This window comes from Bifidobacterium sp. LH_491 (assembly GCF_056356495.1).
This window is the reverse complement of the sequence record NZ_JBKEUI010000001.1, coordinates 271,787-295,482: the sequence shown is the minus strand read 5'-3', so window position 1 is coordinate 295,482 and position 23,696 is coordinate 271,787. Positions and strand designations below refer to the sequence as shown.

Below are 23,696 nucleotides of genomic sequence, written 5' to 3'. Positions count from 1 at the left end.
GTCGCCATAACGGCACTCCCATACCCCCACGAGCCTAGCGCACACCCATGTCAGCGGTGTGCTCGACGCATCTCGTCGACACTACCGAACGTCCAGCCTACGCGCGTGCCATGCCTCCGTTCACGTATGCGTCCACCGCACTGCGCACAACACGCGTGTCCTCGCTCAACATACCAACCACACCCTCACGCACACACCAATCAACCTGCCGGGCATCAGATACAGCGCCTATATACAACGGCACATGGTGTTTGCGAGCCTGCATCATGAAGGCCGGGGATACATCATGGTATCGCAATACGACAAAATCCATATGCTCGCGCCAGTTGACTTTTTGAGGGATACCTGACAGGCAGCGTCCGACTTTCCACTGCGGTCGAGCCACATGCAACATATCCGCCGCGCGGGCATTCACCGCCATGACCATAAGTTTATTGCGAAATCTTGCCTGGGCAACTTCCCTCATCACCGCGGCGGTAAGCGCCCGGGCGCCCCTGTCACCGGTTTTCAAGTCAAGCAGCAATCCCAGATGATCGGGGGTACGCTCGGCCTGCCTCATGGCCTGCAGCAATGTCGGCACATGATAATACTGGCCGCGGGAACGCATGGGCATTCGTTGCAGCTCACTGAGCGAAAGGTCACGCACCGGCACGTTCACCCCCGCGGCGGACAACCGTCCCGTTCTGGTGTCGTGGAATACCACCGGCACGCCATCTCGAGTAAGTCTGATATCAATTTCGGCATAATCGGCATGATGCGCACCCGCTTGGGCTATCGCATGCAAGGAATTTTCAGCGCAAGCAGAATCACCACGATGCGCAATAATCGCCGGACGCGGCACAGCATGCAAAATACGAGGCCCACTTTCCTCACGTAGAAGAAAACCGGCACTGACTACGGCACCAAATACCATGCAGGTGATGACAGCGAGTGCGACAGGCGCGCCAAGCGCTCTACGGAGCGCACGCACGCTGCGTGGGTCACGTTCGGTAAGCAATGCACCAGGCTTCACCAAGGAATTTATCCATTGAGCCGCATGCTTCATCCACCTCATAGCCACCTCCTCAATAACCATGCCTATTTACGTTCAGCACTACACCCAGCATGGCACCATAAGCTGAATACTGCCATAAAGGATATTTTTTCACAATGGCTATCGATAACGAATAACTTGCTGACAGATTACCACATTGCGACATGCGAAGCATAACATCTCAGATACCGAACAGTTTTACGTAACCTCACAGTATCGACACAATTGCCCATTGCCAGCCGCACCCCTTGCCGCGCCACCGACATCGCCCCACCTGTAGAGGCAGCGAGGCGCTTGCGCAACAACGCGCTATAAATTTACGCAACGTTCATCAACTTTTTCCCTGACGCACCCCGCACCCCGCGCGCTTCAACAGTATTATTAATACGACACTTCATTGCGATTCAACCATCATGCGCGATGAAGGTAACCAAGTAACGGAGAGAACCGAAGGAGTAAGCATGCGCACTCACCGCATTCGCCCAAACATGGGCATTCGCGCCGCAGCAGCACTCGCCTCAATGGCACTGCTCGCCGGAGCCAGCCTAGGCAGCGCCGCCTATGCCGACGACGACACTACACCCGCGAACGGCAACACTAATGTGACCATATTCGGCATCACCGATTTCCATGGCCACATCGAAAACGGCGGTTACATCGCCGGAGCGCTCAATAGCCTCAAAAAACGACAGCCCAACACCATTCCAGTAGGCGTGGGCGATCTCGTAGGAGCCACACCGTTCGACTCCTCCATCAATGACGACAAGCCTGCCATGGAACAGATCAAAGCCATGGGACTCGAAGTCAGCGCCGTGGGCAACCATGAATTCGACCAAGGTGCCCAAGATCTCGTCGACCGCATCATTCCCGGCACCAGTCCCATGAAGTACATCAGCGCCAACGTCACCGGCGGCGCACTCACCGGCAAGGTCGACCCTTACACCATCGTCGAACGCGGCGGCAAACGTATCGCCTTCATCGGCGGCATTTTTGAGACATTGCTCTCCTCCGTGAATCCTGCCACCATGCAGGGCATCACCATCAGCGATCCGGTCGCCACCATCAATCAATACGCCGACCAACTGCGCGACGGCAATCCCGACAACGGCGAAGCCGACGCGGTAATCGCGCTGGTCCACGCCGACGCCGAACAACTCACCGGTCTCGACAAGAACGTCAATGCCGTATTCGCCGGGCATACGCATGAGCATAAGGAAGGCACTACCAAGGCGGGCGCCCCCATTATCGAAGCAGATCACTATGGCCAAGCCTTCGCCACCGTCGACCTGAACTTCAGCGACACCGGTGTTATCGCCAAAGCAAGCTTCTTCCCCATCTTCGGGGCCGACAACAAACCGTTGTACAATGCGGATCCAACCGTTGAGAAAATCTATACAGACGCCCATGCCACCGCCGAGGAAAAAGGCGCGGTCGTCATCGGTTCCATCGACAAGTCCGCTGTCTTCAACCGCGGCGCCAGCGTGTTCGGCGATTTGAAAACCGTAGGCGAAAACCGCGGCACCGAATCCTCCCTCGGCATCATGCAGTCCGACGCCTTGCTATGGGCCACCCAGCAGCAACTGGGCCCCAATAGCGCCGATATCGGCGTGATGAACGCTGGCGGTCTGCGCGCCGACCTCGACCCCAACAACGACAAGAACATCACGTACGCAGAAGCTTACGGTGTACTGCCCTTCGGCAATACCAACGCCATCGTGACCCTCACTGGCGCACAGCTCAAGAAGGTACTCGAACAGCAGTGGCAGCCCGCAGGATCGCCACGCCCCGTGCTGTGGCTGAGCACCTCCAGCAACGTGTCCTACCACTACAACACGTACAACGACAACGGCACGCCTCGCGCCACGATATTCGACTTAACCATTAACGGCAAGACCGTGCAGGATACCGACACCATTCGCGTGGCCGGCAACACCTTCCTGCTCAGCGGCGGCGACAACTTCAGCGCATTCACCCAAGGTAAGGATTTCGTAGACACTGGCTACGTCGACGTGACCGCAGAAGTCGATTACCTCAAGGCCCATCCGAACCTCACCGCCCCCAAGGCTCCTTACTCGCAAGGATTCAGCCCGGTAAGCGTGGACGGCAACACCGTCTCCTTCACCGTCAGCGGCCTGTCGTTCACCACCAATGAGCCTCGTCCGATCGCAGTCGGCGTCAACGTCAACGGCGTCGAATTCGGAGTCATCAAGGATCTGGACTTCACTGGTTCGAGCAGTGGCCCCGACGCCGCCCGTGCCAAGGTGTCCAAGGCGTTGAGCACCGCCGACCTGGCCAAGTTTGCCAACGGCATCACCACCGCCAACGTAAAGCCCTTGTTCACTCAGGCGGACATCGACGCCTACCTGCAGCAAGCACCGAGCGAGGCGACCCCAGACCCGCTGCCTCCCACCGGATCTGCCACGTTGACCGCGATGATGGTCGCACTGCTGGCATTGCCGGCTGCGGTACTGATGATCGTGCGCCGTCGCACGCACTAAACCAGTAGCGTACTGTTCGTTGGGCCGGTAGCACCTTTTGCGCTACCGGCTCAACCGTATCTGCTCCTCATATATCGGCAGCACACACCAGCAGTGATACGCGGCAGCGGCTACCCATAGCAACACAGCACTGCAACAGCAGCACATACACCTGAGCAAACTGCAATAGATAAAACCTAGCAACGCTGCCAAAGCACAGCAACACCGGCAAGAAACGCCAAACATCACATCGGTGGGCTCGAAGGGGATCGAACCCTCGACCTTCTGTTCCGGAGACAGACGCTCTATCCACTGAGCTACGAACCCGTTAACCCCACCCACTGTACACGCGCCGCCACCCAATCACAATCTCCGGCGTGCCAGTTTCCCGTTCCCCCACCACCGGCGCACATCCTCTACAATGTGACTATGGACAGTGATTTCAGCGATTTTGAATTTGAGCGTCGATTCTTCTGCGACACCATGCCCGCCTTATTCGACGACGGCGACGCACCCACGCTGATTGTCCAAAGCTATTACGTACACAGCGACAACTACGGCTTACGCGTGCGCCTACAGGCGCACACCGTGCGACTCGACATGAACGAACACACCGACCCGATACAGGTGCTCGACCGCTACCGTGACGCATTCAGCGAAGCCTTCGTTACTGTCAAAGGCCCCTCCGTCGGCGGCACACGATACGAAGCCGAACATGAAATCGACGTGCGGGTGGCCGCCGAACTCGTCAAGCGCGGCGGAACCAGCATTATCAAAAACCGTTTCTCCGCATGGATCGGCGAAGACGGATGGAGCATCGACGTATTCGGCGGAGACAACGCTCCCCTCGTCATCGCAGAAGCGGAACGCAGCGGACCAGTCACCAATCTGATCATTCCCTCGTTCTGCGTCACGGAAATCACCGACGAACCACGATTCAGCAACGACGGACTGGCCTCACGCCCCTATCGGGCATGGAGTGACGACTTCCGCAACGAATTGCATCGCAACGGTCCGCACTTCGACCAAACCTTCGGCCATAACCGTATGGAACACTAATGCACGACGGCAAAGTGCCGCAAGCGTGACGCCGTAACAGATTCAGTACATCAACGTTGCCAAACGGCGACGGGCACGCTGCACACGCTCATCGGTAGGCTCAGGAATGGCAAAATACTCCAGCAGACGCTTGCGTACATCACCCAAATCCGCGCGGTGGGTTGCGGCATGGTCCAACAACCGTGCAAACGCATCATCAATCTGCCCGCCAATCATATCGACATCAGCCACGGCCAGCTGCGCCTGCACATCATCAGGGCGATTCGCCGCTTCCTCGCGCACCTCACGAACATTCGCCGTCGCGGAACGAGCCAACAGCAATGCCTTCGCACGCTCACGAGCAGCCAATACATCACGAGGATCAGCTTCCAGTACCTTGGCATATGCTTCCGCCGCAGCCGCGTATTCACCCTGCTGCGCCAACGCATACGCCTGCTCATGTTGCGGCAGCACCACAGGTTCGGTCGACGCCTCCTGAGTATCCACGTCGCCCTCACCACTAAACGGCGCCACACCGGTTACCCCCGACTGCTGCGCAACCTCCACCAGTTTGGGAAATACCTCATCGACAATCTGACGCATCTCATCGTCAGACGGCACCCCTTGCAGCAACGGCATGGGACGTCCATTAATCAATGCAAACAACGCAGGAGCACCCTGCACTTGGAACGCTTGGGCAATCGCAGGATACGCCGCCACATCGATGCGCGACAGCTGCAGTTTGCCGCCCATCGCATTAATCGCGTCCCCCAACGTGCGTGCCATTGCAAACAACCGATCATCGGTGGGAATCCACAGTAGCAGCACAATCGGGAACGTGGTGGACGTCTGCACCAGCGCTTGGAATGTCGACTCCGTGGTGTCGATAACGTATCCACCAGCCGCAGGGGCACCACCCTGCTGCCCAGGCTCGGCCTGTACCTGATGGCCCAATGCCTCCAAATCCACTGCACCGGCCAACGAAAATCCCGGAGTAAACTGCTGCGCCATCATGCCTCCCGCACTATTCAGCCGCCACATGGGCAGCCCAACATTCGTTTCTCGTTTCTTCAGCTTAGTAGCACAAACCGCCCACAAACGCCGTCACAGCGCCTCAACCTTAATCGGCTGGCGTTCTGCGCCAACAGCCATAATATGCTTGCCTGAGCCAGCAGGAGGCACATACAAAGCGATAACGTTGACATATGTTACCTTCATGGTGCTCGTGGCCTTGCCGTCGCCAAACAACGCTTTTTCCGCATCGGATGCAGGCAAGGATTCGCGTCCCTCGCCCGCCTGGCGAGTCCATTCGGAATTAATCTGCGCCACCACCAAATCGCCGCCATCGCTCGAACGCATGATGCGCAACGCATCAGGGACCGCCGAGAACGTCTGCTGCTGGGTGCCGTTATTGCGTTCCATACCCGCTTGCACCGCCGCCGTCAACGAGTCAATTTCCTGGCGGAACGCATCATTATCCACCTGAGAGGCGTACTTACTGTCCGATCCATGTTGCAACACGTCGGCGTAACGTTCCACCGCTTCCTTCGGCGTCGCCACCAAGCCGCCGTCATCCGACTTGCCCATCGACGAACCAATGGAAGGAATGGCAAACTTCGGCAACTCCACTCCAGCAAACAACCGAGCCACGCCCCACAGCTTGTAATTCTGCCGCGCGGCATCCTGCGTCATCACCAGCAAACGCTGCGACTGCTGGTCATCCGTCACCGTCGTAATGGTGAACACATGACGAGGCCACCCGGCATCCGTCGGCACAATCACCTGCGAAATACCCGTGGGAATCGTGGTTTTCTTATCAAGATTGCCGGTAGCTTTGGCCACGTCAATCTCACTAGTGCGAATCTGCAACTGCGGACCGGTCAACACCTGGCCCAAGTCATCAGTATTTCGCGCGTCATTAGCGGCAGATAGAGTGTCTAAAATCCTGGTACGGATACGCTTCTCTTGCGCCTGCGTCACATCCGGAACCGCCGATGACGATGCGTTGCCAGTGGAGGGCGATGGCACCTGCCCATTGCATGCGCCCAAACCCACCACCATCAGCGCCGTCGTCAATGCGGCGGCAAACGCATGATACTTCCGATTCATATTCAGCGCCCCTTCTCAGCATGCTTGTCCGACGACGAATCTTGACCATCAGCTACGTCATCGTTCTTACCGGACGAGGCATCAGACTGTTCATCGAGTTCGGCATCGGCATCGACGTCGGATCCGCGCTCGGTTCCGGCGCCGGATTGGGCCTCAGCCTCGGACTGATTTATTAAGTCATCCGTGGATTCGGCAGCAAATCCGTTGTTGTCAGCGTCAGCCTCCTCAACAGCATCCACAGCAGCCTCATCAGCAGAGTCCTCAATAGAGCCTTCAGCAGTGCTCTCGGCAACGTCCGTATCACCAGTCTCGAAAACTGTCTCGGCATCTTCTGACTCGCGCATATCATCGACGTCAGTCGTCATATCGCCATCCGGCTGCGATTCACGTTGCAGACGGGCAAAATACGCCTGCCATACATCTTGCTCGTTGCCATCGGACACCTCATCGGAGGCACCCTTCTCTCGCACAGCATCGTCTGCCTGCCGTTCGGCCACCATATTGCGGTGTCTCGGATCAACGATCTTGGGGACAGCGGACGCACCACCACTATGCCGTCCAACCGCACGCTTCGCATGGCGTCGCGAACCGCCAGTTACAACAGCACAAACCGCCATCACAGTACCCGATAATGCCTCCCATACACCAACATCCTCGGCAACACGATGCTGCGCAGGTGCAACATTCGCCGTAGTACCGCCACGACGGCGCTTATGTGGTTCCATCGCAAATACCGAAGCCGCCAACACCGCCAGCAGCATCAACAAACCGGCCGCAATATACAACGGCGTCGCGAAATCAGGCACACTTTGTCGATGCCACCGCAACGACACCGTCACCCGACCGGGGTCCTCGCCCGCATCCACAATCAACGATTCATCCGCCGAAGCCTGTTTGACCTCGGCATGGACCACCTGCGTACCGCACGTGACGGAACGCCACATATCAGCATCTTGGAAGGCCACCTCGCCCTCGGCCTGCTCCTGCTTGTCCGAAGCCAGCATCGACCCCACCGACAGCGTCTTCCAATCCGACAAACCCGTAATGCGCGTATACGCATCGGAACCGACCCAACCAACAGCGTCCTTCGCGCTGCCCACCGCAAGACACACATGCTGCGAGGCATCGGCGGCACGCACCGTCACCTGCACGTCACTGTCCAATATATTGAGCACGCCCGGATCGGACACCACATATCGCGCATTACGCACCGAGGCTGAAGCAGCAATCACCGCATCCGGCTTCCATACCGTGGCATTGAGTACACCAACCGCCATGCACGCAACCGCCAACAAGCCCAAGATAGGCGTGACCACGCCACGCATAAACTTAGCGTGCCTGGTAGGTTCACGTCGCACATGGTGCGAACCCGAAGTCTTTTCGTGAGTGCTCATACTTTCACTATCGTAACGGCAGCATCGTACTCCCACAGCAAAAACGATATACCCCTGCCACTTCACCACATCACGTCAGGGCGGCAAGCAATACGCGCCGCCCCGACAATACCGACCGACCGACCAACCCCACGATTAATACGCGGCGAGAATATCCACCACAAACACCAACGTGGAATTGGCGGGAATCTCACCCTGCGCTTGGTCGCCATACCCCAGATCCGGCGGAATCACCAGCAGCACCTGCGAGCCAACCGTCTGACCGGCAAGACCCTCCTGCCAACCCTTCACCACGCCCGACAAGGAGAAGGACGACGCCTCGCCGCGATCCCACGACGAATCGAACTGCTTGCCATTGGTCAGCCAACCCGTGTACTGCACCTTCAATGTATCCGAAGACTCCACCGTCTTGCCCGAGCCCTTAATCAGCGGCTGCACTACCAAGTCCGCCCCCGGCTGATACCCATTCATATCGATGGAAGGCTTGCCGTTCTTGGCCAACGTTACCTTCGGCAGGTTGGAGGGAATATCCTTCACCGCTTCGCCGGTTGCACGCTTATAGTCCTTGGACTTCGACACAATCGTCATCGCCATAATGTATGGGACGCTCGATGATGACGAAGTGTCATTGGAACCGATCGCCAACGTCGTATTAATCTTCTGCCCCACCATCAACTGCATGTAAGGGTACTGCTTAATCTGCGAATCCGTCAGTTCCACCGAGCAATCCGGCGTATTCTTCTCCCACGTGCTCATCACCTTGGAGCCGTCCGTCGCGTTATAGCTCACGCCCTGCATGCAGACACGATCGCCCTTCTGCACCGTATCGCCATTGCCTTTTTGCACGATGGCATATGCGCCGTCCTCCACCTCAAGGGGCGTATGAAACACCAACTTAGGTTCTTCGCCAGGCTTCGTTGAGACCGACAAACCAGGAATCTGATGCAAATCGGAAGCGGAATCGCTCTTATCGGCCGTCTTGCTTGACGAACAAGCCGTCAAGCCCAGCGACAATACCACCGCGCAAGCCGCGGCCATAGTTTTGACCATAGTACGAGAAAATGTCACCATACGCATATGAGCAACCCTAGCGGCAAACCTTGATTTTTGCTCACATATCTCCCAAATGCATTCAGAAAAGCCGCATTTCTCCGTTATCAGTACCCTTCATGTCCTCATAGTCCAAGATCATGCACTCAAAACCACGATCCTGCGCCAACACACGAGCCTGTGGGGTGATACTTTGCGCGGCAAAAATACCGCGTACTGGAGCCAGCAGAGGGTCACGATTCAACAGCTCGCAGTAGCGTGTCAACTGCTCGACCCCATCAATGCCCCCATGCCTCTTAATTTCAATCGCCACATGCGTACCCTCGGCATCCACCGCCATGATATCGACCGGACCAATCGCCGTCGGATACTCACGACGCACCAGACGCGCCCCCTCGCCAATACGCTCGATCTGTTCGGCAAGATAGCGCTGCAAATGATCTTCAACACCTTCTTTGGTCAGTCCAGGATCCTCTCCCAAATCATAGGTTTCGTCACTATACACGTGATGCAACGTGACCTCCAACACGTCGCTGCTTTTCGCCGCGCTTACGCGCAAAACCGTATGCGCGTCCTCCTGCCCTTCCGTCGGCTCAACCTGACGCATATCGCATGGAGCCGCCATCCAATTCAGCGGCTTGTACGATCCCAACTCCGAAAAAATCAATACACTGCCATCAGCCTTAATCAGCAACACTCGCTTCGCTTGCGGCAACGAGGCCGAAAGACGACCCGAATACACGGCACTACAGTCAGCAACAATAATTCGCACCCAAACCACTGTACCCCATGCGGCATGCAACCATGCACGGCAACGCCGCCACGCCGCACCTCACACTCCCAAAAAAACAGCGTGGGCGGCAAGCCATACGCTTACCGCCCACACTTATCGCGCGTCCGCTCGTGGTCTCTCGCCACCTGGCGAACCGAGGCAACCGCACCGGCAAGATACCTGCCGGGCTTACCAGCGCGGCAGACCACCCATACGTCGCCTATCAGTCCTCGCCAGCGGTTCTCACCACGTCGCGCCCGCGTTCAACAGCCACCGTCAGCTTGTTCGAGTCGAAGGAAATGAACCCATCCGTAACCTCAAACACATGACGCTCGCCATCGGGATCAATCACCGTCACCGTACCCTCTTTGATCAGAGTGAGCACCGGCTCATGATCCGGCAGAATGCCCATGCCACCCTCCGACGCGGGAATGGTCACGGACTTCGCCGTGCCCTCCCACACCGGGTGATCGGCTGCAACGATATTGACCTGCATAATCGAACCGGCCATTACGCACCAAATTCCTTCTGCATGTCATGCCACTTGCGTTCCAGATCCTCGATGCCGCCGATGCCGGAGAAGGCTTGCTCGGGAACCTCGTCGTACACGCCGTCGCAAATACGGGTGAACGCCTCGATGGTCTCCTCCGCCGGAACATACGATCCGGGACGACCCGTAAACTTCTCAGCCACGTAGAAGTTCTGGCCCAAGAACTGCTCGATCTTACGAGCACGGTTCACCGTGGTCTTATCCTCTTCGCTCAACTCGTCGATACCAATCAGGGCGATGATGTCCTGCAACTCCTTGTTGCGCTGCAGAATCGCCTTGACGCGGTTGGCGCAGTCATAATGCGCCTGACCGACGTAACGCGGGTCAAGAATACGCGACGTGGACGCCAACGGATCGACCGCAGGGTAAATACCCTTCGACGCAATCTCACGAGACAACTCGGTCGTCGCATCCAAATGGGCGAAGGTCGTCGCCGGAGCAGGATCCGTGTAATCGTCAGCAGGCACGTAAATAGCCTGCAGCGACGTAATCGAATGGCCACGCGTAGACGTAATACGCTCCTGCAAAGCGCCCATCTCATCAGCCAGGTTCGGCTGATAACCCACGGCGGACGGCATACGACCCAGCAAGGTCGACACCTCGGAACCGGCCTGCGTAAAGCGGAAGATGTTATCGATGAACAACAGCACATCCTGGTTCTGCACATCACGGAAATACTCCGCCATCGTCAGAGCCGTCAACGACACGCGCAAACGAGTTCCCGGCGGCTCATCCATCTGACCGAAGACCAGCGCAGTCTTCTCCAAGACGCCAGCCTCTTCCATTTCACCGATCAAGTCGTTGCCCTCACGGGTACGCTCGCCCACGCCAGCGAACACGGACACACCGCCGTGATTCTGGGCCACGCGCTGAATCATTTCCTGAATCAACACGGTCTTGCCAACGCCAGCGCCACCGAACAAACCAATCTTGCCGCCCTGCACATACGGGGTCAGCAAATCGATGACCTTGATACCGGTTTCAAACATCTGGGTCTTGGACTCCAGCTGGTCGAACGCCGGAGGATTGCGATGAATAGGCCAACGCTCGGTAATCGTGACCTGCTCGCCTTCCTTCTTATTGAGAATGTTGCCGGACACATCGAACACATGTCCCTTGGTCACATCACCAACCGGCACCATAATCGGGCCGCCGGTATCCACCACCGTAGCGCCACGCACCAAGCCATCAGTCGGCTTGAGGGCGACGGCGCGAACCGTGGAGTCACCCAAGTGCTGCTCCACCTCAAGGGTGATCTCGTGAAGAGTCTCGCCCTCCGTGTTGCCCACGTTGGTGATCTGCACCTTCAGAGCGTTATAAATGTCGGGCAGGTGGCCCACCGGGAACTCGACGTCGATAACCGAGCCCTGGACGCGTGTAATGCGTCCGCTCACCGGCTCGACCGCCGATTCCTCAGGAGCCGCAGTGGTCTGATTCTCAGCCATTTCGCGTTCCTACTCTTCCTCTTTGTTCAGCGCGTCGGCGCTGCCGATAATTTCGGTAAGTTCCTGGGTAATCGATGCCTGACGGGAAGCGTTGAGCTTGCGAGTCAGCACATCAATGAGATTTCGAGCGTTCTCCGTAGCGGTATGCATGGCGTTCTGCCGGCTTGCCGTTTCGGATGCCGCGGCCTCGAGCAGACACTCGTGGATACGCGACTGGATGTACTTGGGCAACACCACATCCAGCACTTCGTCCACACCCGGCTCGAAAGCATACAGAGGCGCGACCTGCGCATCCTCTTCCTCGCTTTCGCTCCCCACGAGCTCCACCGGCAACATGCGCAGCACGCGAACCTTCTGCACCACCATGTTGATGAACTCGGTGAATACAATGTACAGTTCGCTCACGCCACCCTGTTCGGCGGGCTTCATATAGGCATCCAGCAAAGCGTTTGAAATCTTTTCAGCGATTTCCACACCAGGCTTGTCGGTATCACCCTCCCATGTGGCGACAATATCGCGGTTACGGTACTTGTAGTACGTTACGCCGCGCCTGCCATACACGTAGAGTTCCGGTTGCTTGCCGTCTGCATCCAGACGGGCAAGCAACCCCTCCGTCTCACGAATAATCGACGAAGTGTATGCGCCAGCCATACCACGGTCAGCCGTCAGCGCCAGAACCGCAACCCGCGGGTTGTTTTCTTCCTTGCGCACAATCGGATGCGTGATATGGGTGTGGGCGACCAAAGCCTGAACGGCATCGAAAATCGCATCAGCGTACGGCCTCGCGTCCAAAGCCACCTTACGGGCCTTGGCAATATGCGAGGACGCGATCATCTCCTGCGCGTTGAAAATCTTCTCCAACGACGCCGTGGAGGCAATCCGTGACTTGAATGCGAGCTGCGATCCCATGACTTACTTCTTTTCTCCTGCCATCGGATGCTTCGGATCAGTCTCAGGCTTGTCCGCGTTGGCGACAATCTTCTCCTGCTCGACCGGCGTCTGCGGGCGCGGCATGGGCTTCTTGTCCACCAGTGGCTTGCCGGCATTCGTCACGAACGTCGTGCGGAACGCCTCAACTGCCTTGTCCAGCTTGGCCTCAGCCTCAGCGGTGAAATCTTCGGTATCACGAATCGTCGTGAGGATATCCGTGTTGTGGTCGAGATAGTCCAACAGACCCTTCTCGAACGGCAACACATCCACCAAATCCAAGTCATCAAGCTTGCCGTGCGTACCGGTCCACACCGACACCACTTCCTGCTCCATCGAATACGGCGAGAACTGCGGCTGCTTGAGCAACTCGGTCAAACGAGCGCCACGAGTCAGCTGCGCCTTGGAAGCTGCATCCAAATCAGAAGCGAACATGGCGAAGGATTCCAGCGAACGATACTGCGCCAGCGAAATCTTCAACGTGCCAGACACCTTCTTCAACGCCTTGGTCTGCGCCGCGCCACCGACGCGGGACACCGAGATACCGACGTCCACGGCAGGACGCTGGTTGGCGTTGAACAAATCCGACTGCAAGAAGATCTGACCATCGGTAATCGAAATGACGTTCGTCGGAATATAAGCGGAAACGTCATTCGCCTTTGTCTCGATGATCGGCAGACCGGTCATCGAACCGCCGCCCAAATCATCGGACAGCTTCGCGCAGCGTTCCAGCAAACGCGAATGCAAGTAGAAGACATCACCAGGATACGCCTCACGCCCCGGCGGACGACGCAGCAACAGCGAAATCGAACGATACGCCTCGGCCTGCTTCGACAAATCATCGAACACAATCAGCACATGCTTGCCGTGGTACATCCAGTGCTGGCCAATGGCCGAACCGGTGTAGGGAGCAATGTACTTGAAACCAGCCGAATCAGAAGCCGGGCTCGCCACGATGGTGGTGTACTCCATCGCGCCGGCCTCTTCCAAGCTCTGACGCACCGAAGCAATGGTGGAACCCTTCTGTCCAATTGCCACGTAAATACAACGCACCTGCTTGGTGGGGTCACCGCTCAACCAATTCTGCTTCTGGTTGATGATGGTGTCGATCGCAATAGCCGTCTTACCCGTCTGACGGTCGCCGATGATGAGCTGACGCTGGCCACGACCAATCGGCGTCATCGCGTCGATAGCCTTCAAACCAGTCGACATCGGCTCATCCACCGGATGACGATGCATCACGTCCGGCGCCTGCGCCTCAAGAATACGACGTCCCTCGCTCTTGATCTCGCCCAATCCATCAATCGGATTGCCCAGCGGATCCACGGTACGTCCCAAATACCCGTCGCCCACGGGCACGGACAGCACCTCGCCGGTACGACGCACTTCCTGGCCTTCCTCAATGCCAGCGAAATCACCGAGAATCACCACACCGATTTCGCGGGCGTCCAGGTTGAACGCCAAGCCAAGCGTGCCATCCTCAAAGGTGAGCAGCTCATTGGCCATGCAACCAGGCAGTCCCGTCACATGCGCAATACCGTCGCCGGCGGTAGCCACATACCCCACTTCCTGGGTCGGCACGTCCGACGGCTTGTACGACTCGACAAACTGGTCGAGCGCCTTGCGTATCGCGGCGGGATCAATGGTCAGTTCTGCCATGATCACTCCTTATTGGTTTGTTATTCATTTGACTGTTACGTCTGTTTGTTGCTCCGCGCCAGGCTCATGCGTTCGCATGCACCGCACGTTGCAAATGCTTCAACTGCGCGACAACCGTATTGTCGGTCACTTCGTCGCCCACCTGCACCCGCATACCGCCGATCACCATGGGATCGACCACGGAATTGACGTGCACCGGATAACCCAGCTTGTCGGTGTACACCGCGACCAAACGCTTGATCTGGTCGTCGGAGAGCTCCGACGCAGTGGTCACCGTAATCATCGATTCGCCCATATGCCGGGAGAACTTATTGATCAGCCATTGCACGGTGGACAGGTACCTGCGATTGCGTAGATTGCACGTGGCATGCTCCGCGAGCCTCATGGTGACCTTATCCAAATCGTTGCCGTCAAGCACACTGTGCAACAGCGCAATGCGAGCCTGCGCATCGGCATGATCATCGGAGAGCTCCGAACGCACCACCGGCAGATTCAATAGTGCGGAATGCAGCTTCGCCAATTCGATGGACACACGCAGCGTCGATTGAGTGGCGTCGGCGTAATACATCATCGCGTCCACGCCGAAATCCTCCACCGCGTTAGCGATATCGGACACCCGGCTCCACTTGCGTCCCACCACATCGGTGAGAATCTCCATCGTCATGGGATCAACCTGGTCACCGACCAGCGAGTTCAGCAACGTAATCTTGTCCGCCACGGGACGGGCAGGATCGGTGAGCGCACGTTCCAGCCTGCTGTTGCGATCGAGCACACCGGTCATGGAAAACAGCTCGTTGCCGATCCTCCACGCCCGCTCGCCGCTTTCACGCAGCTTGGGTGCCAGCGAGTCACGAGATACGCGATCCGCGATACGCGATGCCTCACCTCGCATGTGTCACCTCACTTTCTTATGTTCGCCTTCAGCGCTTGTCGCCATCCATCTCATCGATCAGCTGATCGATCATCGACGACTGCACCGCGTCGCTTTGCAACTGCGAGCCAAGAATCTTGCCGGCAAGCGCCGTAGCCAGCGCACCGACTTCACTCTTCAAGCTCACCATCGCCTGCTGCTGCTGCGACTCAATGGAACGCTGCGCGTTGGCAGTGATCTGAGCCGCTTCGCTTTCCGCACGCGAACGCGCATCGGCGATAATATGCGACGCTTCGGCACGGGCGTCATCACGAATCTTGGACGCCTCCACACGAGCCGTGCTCAACTGAGCCTCATACTTGTGCTTCGCCTCGTCGGCCTCTTTCTGGGCCTGCTCGGCCTTGGCGATGCCGCCTTCGATCTTCTCGGCACGCTCGTCGAACACAGCCTGGAACTTGGGCAGGAAGAACTTATAGAAGAAAATGGCAATAATCACCAAGATGATGAGCGACCACACCAAGTCGTAGGTTTCAGGAAGAAACAGCTTGATGCCGTCCACAGCCATAGGTTCCACGCCTGCCTCCTTTCGTTAGTTCGTTCTCTGTTCGGATACCGACGCAATTTATTGGAAGATGAAGTACGCGATAAAGCCGAGCAGCGCAAGAATCTCGATAAGACCAAAGCCCAGCCACATCAGCACCTGGATACGGCCGCTCAATTCAGGCTGACGCGCGGTGGCCTCGATAGCCTTGCCGAACACGATGCCAATACCAATGCCAGGGCCAATGGCCGCAAGACCATAGCCAATGGTGCTGAGGTTGCCCGCAACTTCGGCGAGAGTAATGAGATCCATGGTTATTTCCTTTCTTATGGTTCCCGTATGAAGCGTGTTGTACACAACACACGATGTGCTGGTTAATAACCTACTCTTCCGGGTAGCTCAAATTGATGTACACGGTGCTCAACGTGGCGAAGATGAATGCCTGCATGGCGGCGACGAACATTTCAAACAATGTCATCACGAAACCACTGGCAAACGTCACCGCGCCCAAGCCGATAAACAGCTTGTTCTCCGCGTCGATCAAGAAAAATTGCGTGGCCGCGAAACACAACGCGACCAGAATGTGCCCGGCAATCATATTGGCAAACAGTCGAATCGCCAACGATGCCGGTCGAATAATGACAATATCCAGCAACTGCATCGGTACAAGAATGATGTAGATGGGCCACGGCACACCTTCCGGAAGCAGCTCCTCCTTAAGGAACTTGCCCAAGCCCTTGCCCTGCACCGCGGCAATCCAATACTGGCAGAACGTCCACATGGCAAACAGCAACGGCATAACCACCGTCGCGGTCGCTGCGATATTCATACCAGGGATGACGCCGCAAATGTTGAATACCAAAATCGTCAAGAAGATCGTGGTAATCATGGGTACATAACGGCGGCCGCGTTCGGGTCCCATCACCTCGTAGACGATGTTATTGCGCACAAAATCAATCACCCATTCAACCGCACCCTGCCAACGTCCGGGCACTACCTTGGCGCGCTTGGCTGTGATACCCAGCACGAGCAGCATTACCACCGTGGCAATGATACGAATGAAGATGATGCGGTTTACCGCGAATGGCGTCCCCTGGAAGAGAATTTCGGGGGGAAGGAACTCGTCGATGCTCGGCGCCTGGAAACCAGCACCTGAGGCGAGCGACATGCCCGCATCAACCATACCAACCATCCATGCCTCCTAGAATTCTTCGACCAATTCTGATGCCTGGCCTATGCAACGGTTGAGGCGAATGTGACGTTGGAAAACACGTCCGTCCAGCCGTTATCCGCAAGCCCAGCACCCGTCCGGCGAAAGCCTCACGTGCGCCAGATGCCGCTTGCGAATGGCTAGATGTTGATTGTGCAACTGGTGTCGGACATGATGGCAAAACCCTTACGGCACAATGCTTGCGCGGCGTTTCTTGCAACGATTTTCATGGATTTCCCTAGGGATTTCCCCGGTAAGTGACGCAAAATAGTGCAATTTGTCGCGCAGGTTACCGTGTCGTTCACGACTTTTGTGCCTCGAATATCAGCAAAAGCATCGACCAACGGACGTTATCTCACCATGCGAACCATGCATATCGACGAGATGTCAGCCGCGACGATACCCGCCGTATCAACATGGCAACGATGAAACACACGGGCCACACCGGCGCGACCAGAACATACGACTCAGCCGAAACCGAAGACCGACCCACTGACGACGCAACGCCGCAGTGCCGCAGACGCAAAGCGTTACGCCAATGCACCACATCAACAACCCCGCCCCAACAAGGACCTCAACGACTTGCCTCGACCAAACCATACCCATCGCGCAGCAACGGCGCAAAATCATCGCATCGCGGCGACGCCGGCTCATGACGCAACGACCGATCCGTACCCAAACGCCCACTCGCCCGCAATTGAGGAATCTGCTCCAACTCATACGGCGTCGTCTGATACACCCAATTCAACCAATTGCGCCACAGCAGATTCGCATGCGCACGCCACGCAAACACCGGCTCCAACGACGGATCGTCATGGGGAAAATAATGCTCGGGAAACGGCACGTTCTCCAACCCGCGAGCCATGTCGCGCTCATACTCCTGCGCCAACGTGTCCTTGCCGTATTCCCAATGCCCCAAGGCAAACACTTCCGAAAAATCGCGGGTCGCCAACAACCCCGGGCCAGACTGCGGACCCCAAGTCAACACCTGTACATCAGCGCACGCCGCGACATCGCTCTCATCAACGTCGGCAAGACGCGAATGAGGCTGTAAGGCAATCTCGTCAAAGCCGTTGGTCAGGAAACAATACTCATCCTGCAGATACTGCGGAAAAACGCCGAACAACTTCATCGCGCGATCGCGCTTATGCACGCCATAACGCTTCCACAACGCCCCCATCGCACCCCAGCACAGATACATCGTGGAAAACACATGCGAGGACGCCCACTCCAGAATCTCGCAAAACTCATCCCAGTAGTCCACTTGCTCGAACGGCAGATGCTCCACCGGCGCACCCGTGACAATGAAACCGTCATAATAGTTGTCGCGCAACGCATCCAACGTTTCATAGAACTTCACCAAATGATCGGCGCTCACATGCGTGGACTCATGCGTGGAGGTCTTCATGAAGTCGATTTCCACCTGCAACGGTGATTTCGATATCAGACGCAGCAACTGCGTTTCCGTCTCGATTTTCTTCGGCATGAGATTCAGCAGCAGCACCCGCAGCGGACGCACGCGCTGCCCACGCGCTTGAGACTGGTCCAAAGCAAAAATACGCTCGGCATCGAGAATATCGCGCGCCGGAAGGTCAAGAGGAATCGTGATCGGCATACCTCTATTATGACGACAACCTTGTATGTGCCATACCGCATGTCCAATAATGAGTATTGCCGAGTGGCACACGACACTACAACCAGAGGGGCACCAGATAAGACCGTGCCGACACCGGGCACAGCGACAGCGGCGCTATACCGATGCAGCAGCAGTGCAACAGCCACCACGACCGCAACGCAACACGCCGACTTGACTTTTCGCAACTCACACCTATTGTAGATAGAGCTGTTTTCAAGCAGCCGACGCGGGGTGGAGCAGCTCGGTAGCTCGCTGGGCTCATAACCCAGAGGTCATAGGTTCAAATCCTGTCCCCGCTACCAACAAACAAGGGCTAGGAATCATTATGATTCCTAGCCCTTTTTCGTTGCCACTCTTGCGTCTTGGACCAACGCCGACTTATTGCAGAGTCCGCCGTCGAATCACCGCCAGCATGCCGGCACCAAGCAGTCCTCCAGCAACGCCGATTCCAATCAATGGCAGGACGGACGACCCCGTATGCGCCAACTGGGGCTCAGGCATCATGACCCGCACGGACTCTCCCTCCACTCCCAAGGCGTGGGTCGCCAGCACATCACCTTGAGCAGACATCACCGAAGCCTGCCAGTACACCACTCCGGTCTGCGGCGAGCGCACCTTCGGGCTACTCACCTGCTGCTGATCCAACGTGTGGTCAAGTGGCACGCGTGCCTCTTTGAGCAATTCGGCGGGTTCACCATTGCGCGCGTGTGCCGCTTGTGCCGGGTCTGCATCATACGCAATGGCGCGATATGCGGTGAACTGCACGTAGGCGCCTTCGGGAAGATCGCCGCTGATGCGAGCCGTGTCATGGAATGCTTCATCGACCATGACTTGCGGCGCTGATACTTGCGTGACAATGCTTACCGGTCGCACCACCGGCAGTGGTTCTACCTTGGTGCGTTCCCAGCCGTCGTTGTACGCGCTGGCGGCGGGCATCACTCGATCATCGCCGGCAAAATTCCATACGAATACATACCATCCTGGTTTGTCGGCGGTTATGGTGACGGGATTACCGTGCGCATCCGGCACGCCGCCGCCAACACGCAACGTACCGTTTACTGCCGGGTATTCCCACGTGCCAATACGACGATGATGTTCATCTTCTTGTGGTACCTGTTCGGTCGATGGACGGTACGTGTCGGTGGCCGTGGGGTCGTGCTCGTCGCCGGCCCACCACACGCTTACGGTTGCGGTGCGAGTATCGGCGCGCAAACCAATTGCAGCGTTGCCACCAAATGTACCGTGGTCTTCGGGGAATCCGGACACGTGAATGGTGTCGCTCAACTCCGCTCCCACTATGGCGGAATGATCCGTCACCGTAGACCATACTGTCACCGCACTGGCGTTGACGTTGGTTTCCGTAGGTTCCAGATACGCGCTGACAAAGTCGCCGGTCAGATAGTCACGTGCTCGTTCGTTTTGGCGTTCGCGTTCAAACGCCCAAATCCATGTTCCCAATGTGCCGTTCGCCTTAGCCGTATACGGTTTGCCTTGCGCGGTTACGGCACGAGCCTGCACGGTTTGCCCCGGCCCGCTGAACGTGGCCGTTGCTTCGGCAGCCGGGACCACGCCTCGCTCGCGCAATCGCGCCAGAAAATCAGTGGCTTGCTCCCCCGCATGTGGCGCAACCGTAGCTCCAGCACGCGCAATATCAATACCTTCCACATACCAACCATGTGCGGTAAGTTCAACGCCCGAAGCCCAAGGACTCTCCGCATCCGCTACACCCGACGTCACCACATCGATTACCGGATCTCCTGGCTTCACGCTGACGCGCTCCACATGCGTGGTTACCACCGGTGCAAAATCCTTCCGCACGGCAATGTGAATTCCTTCACGCGGTTCATATGCCGTATCGGCAAAACGAACATAATCCTGGTTGCTCACCAACTGGCGAAGCGTAGGATACCCTCGCTCCACCGCAACCTGAACGTCACCGGCTCCCGTGGCATGCCAAGCATATTGCCGCGGCTCGTCGCCGGACTCCCCGGCCGCCGTAACGGAGCCATCGTCAAATACCGCCGGCCCCTGCAATGTCACCCGATACGGCACGCCGCTCACCAGATGCCCTTCGCCGTCGGTGGCCTCAACCATCAACGTGCCAGCACGCCTGCCCTCCCCATAACGCTGATCAACATGAACGTCAGCGGATACCGCTCTACTGGACTCTTGCCACAGCTCATCCGCACGCCCCACAACCTGCGGATACGCCGCCATCACCGTGTTGCGGCGAGCCTGCCATTGCGCACCGTTGAGGTCGAAATGATCATGCGCCAAAACGGCAATGGCCGCATGGGTTAACGGATCATGCTGCTCGCGGTAACGATTCGCCAACCCCCCACACGCCTTGCGGCATCGCCGTCAGCAATCCCGCGCTCTTCAGTGACCATCAACGTGGAAGTCCTGCCTGCTTCAATGCAGTACACCGGATGCCCATCCTGCATTCCCAAAGCGCCAATGTGCAATGGAATATTCGCATGACGATATGGCAATGACATTCCCTCCGGCGCGGAAGCCAGCCTCGTTGCCGCCACCGCCACACCAGCCTGCGTCATCCCCATCACCAATACCGCGCACCAGCAGCACACCGCCGCCAACACGCTTCGTATGACCCGTCTCATAATATGTCCTTTCGCTTGTAGGCACGGCAGGAACGCCGAACACCGCACTAGCGAGACTCACATAATTAACGAGTGCCTGTCGCGCATAACCAAGCGTGGTGGTCGAAGGCCCGTCACTACGGCGTGTTGTGGATAACTCCGCTCACCATAACCGCAACGCCTTATACAATGGGCGTATGGCAGCAACACCACAGCGAGCGGCTCGCCGCAGCACTTCCAAGCCAACCACCGACGGACAGCTGGGAGCACCCACCATCCCCACTACCGACGACACCCAATTCGGCCGCGTCGTCATCATGGACATCACCCCGTGCGCGGAACAAGGACGCTATCCCGCGCGCGTCGAATTAGGCGAACCCTTCACGGTAAGCGCCCAAGTGTTCATGGAAGGACGGGCCACCGTAGGCGCCACCGCCGTGCTGCGCAACCCACGCGGCAAAATCATGCAGCGTCTGCCCATGACCTGCATCAACCAAGGCCTTGACCGCTGGACCGCCGTGCTGTACGCCGGCACTGCCAGCGACTGCAAACCCTGGCAGGACGGCTATGCCGCCGTCAAGCGACAGTTGGGCCTGTGGACCGTCACCATCGAAGGTTGGGAGGATTCCTACCGCGCCTGGCTGCACGACGCCCGCATCAAAGTACAGGTCAATGACGATGTCGACAACGCACTGCACGCCGGCATCGCGCTGCTGCGACGCTGGGCCAACGACACCGACGCCGCGCTTGGCGCCCGCGAGCGCAAAACCGTGCTGACCGCCGCCGAGCAACTTGCCGATACGAGCTTGGATCCCGCCGAACGTCTGTCTGTTTGCGACAGCGAGGTGCTGACCCGCATTCATCGGGAGCATCCTTTGCGAGACGCGCTATCGTGCAGCGCGGCGCAGCGCGTGCGTGTGGAGCGTCCTGCGTCGAGTTTTGCGGCGTGGTATCAATTCTTCCCCCGCTCGGAAGGCGCCACCTTTGACACGCGTACGCAACGCATGGTTCCCGGCACGCTGCGCACGGCATTGCAAGGTTTGCAACGTGCGGCGGACGAGGGGTTCGACATCGTGTATCTGCCGCCGATTTTCCCCATTGGCGTGACGAACCGCAAGGGACGCAACAACGCGCTTGTTGCCGGGCCGGATGATCCTGGTTCGCCGTTTGGCATCGGCAGCGAACTCGGCGGCCACGACACGGTCGACCCGCTGCTCGGCACCATGGAGGATTTCCGCGCGTTTACCGCACGCGCCCACGAGTTGGGGCTGGAAATCGCGTTGGATTTCGCCCTGCAATGCTCGCCCGATCATCCATGGGTGCGCGAACATCCGAACTGGTTCCGTCACAAGAGCGATGGCAGCATTGCGTTTGCGGAGAATCCACCCAAGAAGTATCAGGACATTTATCCCATCGATTTCAACGAGGACATGGCTGGCATCGAACGCGAGGTCATCCGTATCCTCACCTTGTGGATAGAAGCGGGGGTAACCATCTTCCGTGTGGATAACCCGCATACCAAGCCGGTACGTTTCTGGCAGGATGTCATCGCCGCCATTACGGCGAAGCATCCGGAGGTCCTGTTCCTCGCCGAAGCGTTCACGCGCCCGGGCATGATGCGCGCGCTGAGCTACGTCGGATTCACCCAGTCGCACTGCTACTTCCCTTGGCGCAACACCAAGGAGGAGCTGGATGAATACTTGGCAACCACCAACAGTGACGCGGGCTACTACCAGCACAACACCTTCTGGCCCACCACGCCGGACATTCTTACCGCCTACGTGCGTGACAACGGCATCGCCGGGCACGCAGTGCGCGCGGTATTGGCGGCGCTGGGATCGCCAAGCTGGGGTATTTACAACGGCTACGAGCTGATTGAGAATCGCCAGCGCGTTGGCGTCGAAGAGCAGGCCGACAACGAGAAATACGAAATCAAGGTACGCGATTGGTCGCAAGCCAAACGCTACGGCATCGCCCAACTGCTCACCGCACTCAACCGTATTCGCCACGCCCACCCGTGCACACGCAGCTACCATAATCTGACGGTGCTGCCGACTTCCAACGAGCATATCGTGGCATTCGCACGACACACGCCAAGCCACTGCCTCGACACCGCGGGACAGCATCAGACCAACGACAACGGCCGCGGCGACACCCTCATCGTGGTCGTCAACCTTGACGGCCATAACGCGCAACAGGCCACCGTAGATATCGACATGACCGCAATCGGTCTGCGGCCAGGCGACGGCATCACCGTGCGCGACGAATTGACCGGCCGCACCTTCACCTGGGGAGAGCACAACTTCGTATCCCTCGCCCCGTGGGCCGATGTCGCGCACATCCTTACCGTGGTGTGATAACAACTATCAACAACATAAGTGGGG

General features: G+C 57.7%; 20 protein-coding genes and 2 tRNA genes. 4 read left to right on the top strand and 18 right to left on the bottom strand.

The features are described 5' to 3' along the window. Positions 1-97: 97 nt before the first annotated feature. Positions 98-1,054: a glycerophosphodiester phosphodiesterase family protein gene (locus AC1AWK_RS00945; protein WP_476567447.1), complete on the bottom strand. Its 957-nt coding sequence runs from the start codon at positions 1,052-1,054 to the stop codon at positions 98-100. Positions 1,055-1,494: 440 nt separating this feature from the next. On the opposite strand from AC1AWK_RS00945, the gene AC1AWK_RS00940 reads away from it, so the two are divergent. After that, positions 1,495-3,531 carry a bifunctional metallophosphatase/5'-nucleotidase gene (locus AC1AWK_RS00940; RefSeq protein WP_476567446.1) on the top strand — a complete coding sequence of 679 codons (2,037 nt, stop codon included), beginning with the start codon at positions 1,495-1,497 and terminating at the stop codon, positions 3,529-3,531. A 233-nt stretch (positions 3,532-3,764) separates the two neighbouring features. Here the strand turns inward: AC1AWK_RS00940 and AC1AWK_RS00935 are convergent. Then, positions 3,765-3,837, bottom strand: a tRNA-Arg gene (locus tag AC1AWK_RS00935). Positions 3,838-3,939: 102 nt separating this feature from the next. Here AC1AWK_RS00935 and AC1AWK_RS00930 point away from each other — a divergent pair. Beyond that, positions 3,940-4,569, top strand: a complete 630-nt coding sequence (locus AC1AWK_RS00930) for a CYTH domain-containing protein (RefSeq protein ID WP_476567445.1) — start codon at positions 3,940-3,942, stop codon at positions 4,567-4,569. Positions 4,570-4,611: 42 nt separating this feature from the next. Here AC1AWK_RS00930 and AC1AWK_RS00925 read toward each other — a convergent pair whose 3' ends face one another. The 14 genes from AC1AWK_RS00925 to AC1AWK_RS00860 form a co-directional block, all read right to left on the bottom strand. After that, on the bottom strand, positions 4,612-5,562 hold the full coding sequence (locus AC1AWK_RS00925) for a tetratricopeptide repeat protein (RefSeq protein ID WP_476567444.1): 951 nt from the start codon (positions 5,560-5,562) through the stop codon (positions 4,612-4,614). A gap of 90 nt (positions 5,563-5,652) precedes the next feature. Continuing rightward, entirely contained in the window at positions 5,653-6,657 is a 1,005-nt protein-coding gene (locus AC1AWK_RS00920) for a DUF8094 domain-containing protein (RefSeq protein WP_476567443.1), read from the bottom strand. Positions 6,658-6,659: 2 nt separating this feature from the next. Continuing rightward, complete coding sequence (locus tag AC1AWK_RS00915; RefSeq protein WP_476567442.1) at positions 6,660-8,051, bottom strand: hypothetical protein; 1,392 nt, start codon at positions 8,049-8,051, stop codon at positions 6,660-6,662. A gap of 135 nt (positions 8,052-8,186) precedes the next feature. Next, the gene (locus AC1AWK_RS00910) at positions 8,187-9,128 is read right to left on the bottom strand and encodes an FKBP-type peptidyl-prolyl cis-trans isomerase (RefSeq protein WP_476567441.1); all 942 of its coding nucleotides are present in this window, start codon (positions 9,126-9,128) and stop codon (positions 8,187-8,189) included. Between the two features lie 55 nt (positions 9,129-9,183). Further along, the gene (nucS, locus tag AC1AWK_RS00905; protein ID WP_476567440.1) at positions 9,184-9,873 is read right to left on the bottom strand and encodes an endonuclease NucS; all 690 of its coding nucleotides are present in this window, start codon (positions 9,871-9,873) and stop codon (positions 9,184-9,186) included. 223 nt (positions 9,874-10,096) lie between these two features. Continuing rightward, positions 10,097-10,384 carry a F0F1 ATP synthase subunit epsilon gene (locus tag AC1AWK_RS00900; RefSeq protein WP_476567439.1) on the bottom strand — a complete coding sequence of 96 codons (288 nt, stop codon included), beginning with the start codon at positions 10,382-10,384 and terminating at the stop codon, positions 10,097-10,099. Continuing rightward, the gene (gene atpD, locus AC1AWK_RS00895; RefSeq protein WP_476567438.1) at positions 10,384-11,868 is read right to left on the bottom strand and encodes a F0F1 ATP synthase subunit beta; all 1,485 of its coding nucleotides are present in this window, start codon (positions 11,866-11,868) and stop codon (positions 10,384-10,386) included. The genes AC1AWK_RS00900 and atpD overlap by 1 nt, the downstream gene beginning before the upstream one ends. A 9-nt stretch (positions 11,869-11,877) precedes the next feature. Then, the gene (locus AC1AWK_RS00890; RefSeq protein ID WP_476567437.1) at positions 11,878-12,777 is read right to left on the bottom strand and encodes a F0F1 ATP synthase subunit gamma; all 900 of its coding nucleotides are present in this window, start codon (positions 12,775-12,777) and stop codon (positions 11,878-11,880) included. Between the two features lie 3 nt (positions 12,778-12,780). Continuing rightward, positions 12,781-14,454 (bottom strand): F0F1 ATP synthase subunit alpha, encoded by a 1,674-nt coding sequence (atpA, locus tag AC1AWK_RS00885; RefSeq protein WP_476567436.1) that lies wholly within the window; start codon positions 14,452-14,454, stop codon positions 12,781-12,783. A gap of 64 nt (positions 14,455-14,518) precedes the next feature. Then, a complete protein-coding gene (locus AC1AWK_RS00880) occupies positions 14,519-15,346 on the bottom strand; it encodes a F0F1 ATP synthase subunit delta (protein WP_476567435.1) in 828 nt (275 codons plus the stop codon). A 28-nt stretch (positions 15,347-15,374) separates the two neighbouring features. Continuing rightward, a complete protein-coding gene (locus AC1AWK_RS00875; protein WP_476569497.1) occupies positions 15,375-15,890 on the bottom strand; it encodes a F0F1 ATP synthase subunit B in 516 nt (171 codons plus the stop codon). Positions 15,891-15,947: 57 nt separating this feature from the next. Then, a complete protein-coding gene (gene atpE, locus AC1AWK_RS00870) occupies positions 15,948-16,178 on the bottom strand; it encodes an ATP synthase F0 subunit C (protein ID WP_476567434.1) in 231 nt (76 codons plus the stop codon). Between the two features lie 70 nt (positions 16,179-16,248). Next, positions 16,249-17,058, bottom strand: a complete 810-nt coding sequence (atpB, locus tag AC1AWK_RS00865; RefSeq protein WP_476567433.1) for a F0F1 ATP synthase subunit A — start codon at positions 17,056-17,058, stop codon at positions 16,249-16,251. 592 nt (positions 17,059-17,650) lie between these two features. After that, on the bottom strand, positions 17,651-18,691 hold the full coding sequence (locus tag AC1AWK_RS00860; protein ID WP_476567432.1) for a homoserine O-succinyltransferase: 1,041 nt from the start codon (positions 18,689-18,691) through the stop codon (positions 17,651-17,653). A gap of 246 nt (positions 18,692-18,937) precedes the next feature. On the opposite strand from AC1AWK_RS00860, the gene AC1AWK_RS00855 reads away from it, so the two are divergent. After that, positions 18,938-19,014, top strand: a tRNA-Met gene (locus AC1AWK_RS00855). 76 nt (positions 19,015-19,090) lie between these two features. Here the strand turns inward: AC1AWK_RS00855 and AC1AWK_RS00850 are convergent. Both AC1AWK_RS00850 and AC1AWK_RS00845 read right to left on the bottom strand, forming a co-directional pair. Further along, complete coding sequence (locus tag AC1AWK_RS00850; RefSeq protein ID WP_476567431.1) at positions 19,091-21,046, bottom strand: peptidase; 1,956 nt, start codon at positions 21,044-21,046, stop codon at positions 19,091-19,093. Next, complete coding sequence (locus AC1AWK_RS00845; RefSeq protein WP_476567430.1) at positions 21,010-21,333, bottom strand: hypothetical protein; 324 nt, start codon at positions 21,331-21,333, stop codon at positions 21,010-21,012. The genes AC1AWK_RS00850 and AC1AWK_RS00845 overlap by 37 nt, the downstream gene beginning before the upstream one ends. Positions 21,334-21,509: 176 nt before the next feature. On the opposite strand from AC1AWK_RS00845, the gene AC1AWK_RS00840 reads away from it, so the two are divergent. Then, positions 21,510-23,669, top strand: coding sequence for an alpha-1,4-glucan--maltose-1-phosphate maltosyltransferase (locus AC1AWK_RS00840; RefSeq protein WP_476567429.1), 2,160 nt, complete (start codon positions 21,510-21,512; stop codon positions 23,667-23,669). Positions 23,670-23,696: the final 27 nt, after the last annotated feature.

Coding starts and splice junctions, on each gene's coding strand:
- AC1AWK_RS00945 (WP_476567447.1), bottom strand. CDS start 1,054: ATGAGGTGGATGAAGCATGCGGCTCAATGGATAAATTCCTTGGTGAAG.
- AC1AWK_RS00940 (WP_476567446.1), top strand. CDS start 1,495: ATGCGCACTCACCGCATTCGCCCAAACATGGGCATTCGCGCCGCAGCA.
- AC1AWK_RS00930 (WP_476567445.1), top strand. CDS start 3,940: ATGGACAGTGATTTCAGCGATTTTGAATTTGAGCGTCGATTCTTCTGC.
- AC1AWK_RS00925 (WP_476567444.1), bottom strand. CDS start 5,562: ATGATGGCGCAGCAGTTTACTCCGGGATTTTCGTTGGCCGGTGCAGTG.
- AC1AWK_RS00920 (WP_476567443.1), bottom strand. CDS start 6,657: ATGAATCGGAAGTATCATGCGTTTGCCGCCGCATTGACGACGGCGCTG.
- AC1AWK_RS00915 (WP_476567442.1), bottom strand. CDS start 8,051: ATGAGCACTCACGAAAAGACTTCGGGTTCGCACCATGTGCGACGTGAA.
- AC1AWK_RS00910 (WP_476567441.1), bottom strand. CDS start 9,128: ATGCGTATGGTGACATTTTCTCGTACTATGGTCAAAACTATGGCCGCG.
- AC1AWK_RS00900 (WP_476567439.1), bottom strand. CDS start 10,384: ATGGCCGGTTCGATTATGCAGGTCAATATCGTTGCAGCCGATCACCCG.
- atpD (WP_476567438.1), bottom strand. CDS start 11,868: ATGGCTGAGAATCAGACCACTGCGGCTCCTGAGGAATCGGCGGTCGAG.
- AC1AWK_RS00890 (WP_476567437.1), bottom strand. CDS start 12,777: ATGGGATCGCAGCTCGCATTCAAGTCACGGATTGCCTCCACGGCGTCG.
- atpA (WP_476567436.1), bottom strand. CDS start 14,454: ATGGCAGAACTGACCATTGATCCCGCCGCGATACGCAAGGCGCTCGAC.
- AC1AWK_RS00880 (WP_476567435.1), bottom strand. CDS start 15,346: ATGCGAGGTGAGGCATCGCGTATCGCGGATCGCGTATCTCGTGACTCG.
- AC1AWK_RS00875 (WP_476569497.1), bottom strand. CDS start 15,890: ATGGCTGTGGACGGCATCAAGCTGTTTCTTCCTGAAACCTACGACTTG.
- atpE (WP_476567434.1), bottom strand. CDS start 16,178: ATGGATCTCATTACTCTCGCCGAAGTTGCGGGCAACCTCAGCACCATT.
- atpB (WP_476567433.1), bottom strand. CDS start 17,058: ATGGTTGGTATGGTTGATGCGGGCATGTCGCTCGCCTCAGGTGCTGGT.
- AC1AWK_RS00860 (WP_476567432.1), bottom strand. CDS start 18,691: ATGCCGATCACGATTCCTCTTGACCTTCCGGCGCGCGATATTCTCGAT.
- AC1AWK_RS00845 (WP_476567430.1), bottom strand. CDS start 21,333: ATGAGACGGGTCATACGAAGCGTGTTGGCGGCGGTGTGCTGCTGGTGC.
- AC1AWK_RS00840 (WP_476567429.1), top strand. CDS start 21,510: ATGGCAGCAACACCACAGCGAGCGGCTCGCCGCAGCACTTCCAAGCCA.